Below are 5,061 nucleotides of genomic sequence, written 5' to 3' on the forward strand. Positions count from 1 at the left end.
CTACTTGCTCCGGCTGGCGAGCGTATTAGAGGATGTCGAGGCGGACCAGCAGGTGATAATTCGCGACCGGTACATCGAGTACGCCTTCTGGGGAAATGACGCGCTCGCTTTCTTGCAGAGGCCGAAGTTTTCGCCCGTGCTGGCTGCACGTTTCGTTACAACCGCATTGATTGACAAGGCGTGTTCACCAGAGCGTATCCCGCCGGAGGCAGGGCTTAAGGTTTTAGGAACGACCGCGCAGATTCAGTCTGCTTCTTTAAGCTGGAATAGCGAGATTCGACTGATGCCTGGCTACGGCCGAGTTTTACTGCAATGTCCGTGAATGACGCTCCGTTCGCCCGCATCCGTAAAAGCATCTGGTCGTCCTCTGCGGACCAAATCGTCGAACTTTTTGGAGCCCCGGTTCGGACCATTTCCACCCGCTGCCGAATTATTTCGCGATCAGATAAAAGCAGGATCGCGATCAGGCAAATTATGGCGGCTGGCATCCCGAAAACAACGGCTTACAGGTTGGGCAGTCGTAGAGGCGCACGCCGCATCGGCAGTGTTACCATTGTGTCCCCAGCAGGAGGGCCTCACCGCGCGCTTGGGCTGCGGTCAAGGACGCCAAGATGGAGGATGCGGGGGGAGGACCCCAGCCCACCCTTTGCGCAAATGCGTCCGCACCAGCCTTGCTTTTGTCTGAGTTCCAGTACTAGTTTTCGATTTTGCAAAATGGAGAAGTTAAGTGGCTATGGGGACTGTGAAGTGGTTCAACCCGACGAAGGGCTACGGGTTTATTCAACCTGACAACGGTGGCAAGGACGTCTTCGTCCATATCTCAGCGGTCGAGAAGGCTGGCTTGAGCAGCCTCAACGAGGGAGCCAAGGTCAGCTTTGACGTCGTGAACAATCGCGGAAAGGACTCGGCGGAAAATCTGCGCGTCGGGTGAGCTTTTCTAGATGCGACGCTAGGAGCGCCACACGAAAAGGCCGCAGCGGCAAACCACTGCGGCCGGCCGGGTTAAAATGAAGACGTGAAATATTGATTCCAGCCCCGGCGAGATAAGCCTACAGCGACGGCTCGAGTCCGCAATGTCGTCGATGTCACACTTGGGGAAAACTTAAACGTCAGCCTTGCCGACTGAGGGCTCGACGGGGCTGAATGGCGAGCCGTCACCCCCAAAGCCGCGAAACTTCCCGTCGGCTTGAACAGCAGTCTGCACCTGATCGGCGCAGATGCGAGTGTTGAACAATATCGGATCTTGACGGCTCGCTCAACGGACTCACTATGACCGAGACCAGCGTCACTTTACCGCTGATGGCCGAGTCCCATCCCCAGCACGATAGCCTTCTGACGGAGCGTGCCGACGGTGCTCTTGGTTCTATCGTGACGACAGGCGTCCGAGCATTGGAGTGCGCCTTTAGTTCCTTGATGTCGTCCTTCGTCCACTCGCGGCGAACTACTTGTTTCGTTTTAGGCAAGCGACGCTCCTTCGGTGTTGAAGGCACGCTCTAATAACATGAACTAAGAGCCACCGATAAAACAGGACAATCGAGTAATCGCTACTACTCCGTGCGCTTAGTGAGCCAGAGCTGTAGCCGCCAGATGCTCCCAGTACTCTGCCTCTGCGAGCAGCTTCCAGCTTCTCTCAGCATCACGCGCAGCAGCCTGTCGGCATAGCAACGCCATCGCGCGAAAGCGGCGCATAGCTTCCATCGCAAACTCCCTGCTTCTGTTTTCCCCAACTTATTGTTTATTATCGCGACAGAGTCATCATCATGATGAGACAGAATTAATTTTGGCGATCGGCCGCCGACTGGCGCTCCGATAAGTCCGTCTGAGCGGGAACTATTTTCGCTTTGGGCTTCACATCGCTTTCGAATGCTACTTGGGTCTGCAGACGGATCGCTCCGCTTCAGATCGAGCAGGTCCGGGGCATCAAGGCCGATGCGCCGCTAGGGTTAGACTTAGCTTAGGAGCGTGACCGATCAGCAACACGCCCGTGCAAAGTCGCGCGACCCGGCGTCCAATGTTACAATCCGAACCGGCTAAGAGCGGAGAATCTTCTCCAATCATCCCATTGCGAGCACTTAAAGCTTACTTGCGATCAGCACGGGCAAATGCCTGGCTTATTCGCTAAGGATCCTCATTCTCGCTCGGGATCAATTCTCGAGAACGCTATCAATTCTCCCTTCGGCCCCGCGACGGGACGCTCCGGGACCTGCTGCGGTGATGACCGCGCGTTCGGACGGATCGCGGCCGATCTTAGCTCGGAGTTCGACAAGGTCGGTGAACACGTTGACTTGGCGGCGAAATTCGTCGGCGATTATTGGCGGGTTGGTTGGCAAGGGGGAACCCGCGGTGACCCGCACGCGGCGGCGCTGCAAGCATATCGTTGATATGACGATCGTGTGTATTGACATCCTCGGAAGATTTTTTGCCGAGAGTCACAAACCGAACGGACAGCTCTCCTGTCGTTGGGCATAGTAGTATCGGGGCTGGATTGAAGCTCATCAAAATTGAACGGACGCTGAGGTGGACAACTTTCCGCCTTCACGAACTCCTGTGGCGCAGCCAGCGTTTCGGGATTCGCTTGAGAAATGGAGACAGCAGCTGTGAGTGAAAGTGAAGCGAAAGCTGAAGTGAAAGCTGAAGCGAACGGAACGAACGGCTTCGCGATGCCGCCGTTCGGATTGCCGAAGTTTGCGGTGCCCGGTGTGCTCGGTGAATTTTCCGAGCAGGGCTTCGCCCGCGCAAGGGAAGGCTGCGAGAAGATCAAAGCGGCGTCAGAGGATATGGCTGAAGCGCTGCGCGAGAGCTATTCGGGCAATGCCAGGAGCGCGACAGACTACGGGCTCAAGGTCATCGAGATCTCGAACTTTAATACCGCCTCTACGATCGATTTCTTTGTGCAACTCTTGGGTACCAAGTCGGCGGCGGATGTCGTCACCCTGTCCGCGGAGCAAGCGCGCAAGACTTTCGACACCGCATCCGCCCAAGGCAAGGACTTATGGGACCTGAGCCAGAAGCTTGCAACGGCAACCGGCGAGCCACTCAAGAAGCACATCGCCAAGGTCCTTCACCAAGGCAACTAAGCGGCACTCAATTTACATTCAGGTTCATTCAAGAGGGAGATCCGGCCGGTTGGACCAAGCCCCCGCCGCGAGCATGCCCACCCATGCTCGACCAAGCAACGGGCAGGTGCGCGATGCTCCCAAGGCAGCGCACCAACAAGAGGCGCGATCTAACCGGCCGGTTGCTTTTCGAAACCGAATAGGAAATCGAATTCAAGAAAATTAGAGTTGAGGGAGGCCCAAATGGGAATGGTCATGGTCAAGTGTCCGCAGACTGGACGCGCGATCCCCACCGGCATCAAGACCGATCGCGAGAGCTTTCGGCGTAGCCCGGTTTTCTTCGCGCACACTCGTTGCCCGATCTGCCAATCCAATCACGCCTGGTTCGCACAGGAGGCTTGGGTCGACGAGCCCGGTGCCTGGGCGCGTCGCCGGGTGGGATCGCTGGCCTGATCATCCACTCAGGCATCGATGATCGCGATGGAGGGACACCATACGCACATGCAACTCTCCATGAAACGATTTGCGACTCAGCCAGGCGGCCGCCTTGCTCCTGAGCCGTCTCGCTCGGCATCAATTCTCGAGAACGCTATCATTTCCCTTTGGTCCTGCGACCGCCTCACGTTCTCGGAGCTGCTGCGGGCGATAGCGCGGCTCGCGCTCGCGAGGGGGCGGGCGTTCGGAGGGATCGCGGCCGATCTTGGCTTGGAGCTCGATCAGATCGGTGAACACGTCGGCCTGACGGCGCAGCTCGTCGGCGATCATCGGCGGCTGGCTCGCGATCGTGGAGATGACGGTGACTTGAACGCCGCGGCGCTGTACCGCCTCCACCAGGTATCGGAAATCGCCGTCACCGGAGAACAGCACCATCTGGTCGATGTGCTCGGTGAGCTCCATTGCGTCCACGGCGAGCTCGATGTCCATGTTGCCCTTGACCTTGCGGCGTCCGGAGGCGTCGATGAATTCCTTGGTCGCCTTGGTGACGACGGTGTAGCCGTTGTAGTCCAGCCAGTCGATCAGCGGGCGGATCGAGGAGTATTCCTGATCCTCGATCGTCGCGGTATAGTAGAATGCCCGCAACAGCGTCCCGCGGCCCTGAAACTCCTTCAGCAGGCGCTTGTAATCTATATCGAAGCCGAGCGTCTTGGTGGTCGCATAGAGATTGGCTCCGTCGATGAAGAGCGCAATCCTGTTGGGAGACGACATTGTAATCTCGGAAGCGCGAAGTGCCATGCTGCGGGGAATATGAACCCGCCAATGAGGCGGCACTTCCAAAGCTTTCATCAAAGCCGGACCTTCCGATGCTATACCGGGGTCCTTTAACCTTCAAACAGTTTTGCTCGGACCGAAATTAATTCGTAACTCCGCAAGGCGAGGAAAATTCCAACTTGGCGGCATTGAGGGGCATGTCCGCGACTTGTGGATTGGATCCGCGCTTTCGACTATTCTCGACTGCCCGGAATTGTTGTGCAGCGCAATGCCTGAGCAATTCGAAATATTTGATTTTGCCTTAGAGCGGTGGGGCCGGGGATGGGCTTGGCGCGTGTGCACCTGCGAAGAGGCGACCGTGATGTCCGGGCGGGAGACCAGCCGCGCCGCCGCCAATACAAGGCGACCAGCGCGCTTTTCCTGATATTGCTCTCGGCTCACTACCGGGCGACGAGATCGAAACTATCCAACGGTGGCCCGGCTCAACGAGCAAAACACTCGCCTAATCAGTCACAGCGAAGGATGGCCTCGTAACACGACGCGTCTTTGTAGAAAGAACCGAGATGGCGCTGAGGCTGATTGAGCAGGGCAAATTGTCCTGAGTTACAATCTAGATCAGGCGGGTGCCGCGGCCGCTGCACGCTCGTCTTCCGAACGTCTGAGTGCGGGATCGGTGTCAATCGGCGTTCGACTGGGACCCCCTATCGGCATCCAAAAGGGGCTCTGACGCAACTTTGGTGCAGCCGTGGTCATATAACGCCGATCAGGCGGGCCTGAAGCAAGTCGAGCTTGGCGC

Annotated in this window: 5 protein-coding genes; 4 read left to right on the forward strand and 1 reads right to left on the reverse strand. The window is 57.5% G+C overall.

Translation table 11 applies throughout. From position 1 onward, the window contains the following. From AC0L27_RS40630 to AC0L27_RS40645, 4 genes are all read left to right on the forward strand, one after another. Positions 1–322, forward strand: a 322-nt coding sequence (locus AC0L27_RS40630; protein WP_473323662.1) for a hypothetical protein, incomplete at its 5' end; no start/stop codon positions are given. A 405-nt stretch (positions 323–727) separates the two neighbouring features. Then, on the forward strand, positions 728–931 hold the full coding sequence (locus AC0L27_RS40635; RefSeq protein ID WP_247395343.1) for a cold-shock protein: 204 nt from the start codon (positions 728–730) through the stop codon (positions 929–931). Positions 932–2,597: 1,666 nt separating this feature from the next. Beyond that, the gene (locus AC0L27_RS40640; RefSeq protein WP_473323665.1) at positions 2,598–3,077 is read left to right on the forward strand and encodes a phasin family protein; all 480 of its coding nucleotides are present in this window, start codon (positions 2,598–2,600) and stop codon (positions 3,075–3,077) included. Between the two features lie 222 nt (positions 3,078–3,299). Beyond that, positions 3,300–3,509: a hypothetical protein gene (locus tag AC0L27_RS40645; protein ID WP_473323668.1), complete on the forward strand. Its 210-nt coding sequence runs from the start codon at positions 3,300–3,302 to the stop codon at positions 3,507–3,509. A 120-nt stretch (positions 3,510–3,629) separates the two neighbouring features. On the opposite strand, the gene AC0L27_RS40650 is transcribed toward AC0L27_RS40645, so the two are convergent. Then, a complete protein-coding gene (locus AC0L27_RS40650) occupies positions 3,630–4,262 on the reverse strand; it encodes a LabA-like NYN domain-containing protein (RefSeq protein ID WP_473323670.1) in 633 nt (210 codons plus the stop codon). Positions 4,263–5,061: the final 799 nt, after the last annotated feature.

Source organism: Bradyrhizobium sp. Ken51 (assembly GCF_055807435.1).

Excerpts from the sequence above, each read along its gene's own strand:
- AC0L27_RS40650 (WP_473323670.1), bottom strand. The coding sequence starts at position 4,262 with ATGTCGTCTCCCAACAGGATTGCGCTCTTCATCGACGGAGCCAATCTC.
- AC0L27_RS40645 (WP_473323668.1), top strand. The coding sequence starts at position 3,300 with ATGGGAATGGTCATGGTCAAGTGTCCGCAGACTGGACGCGCGATCCCC.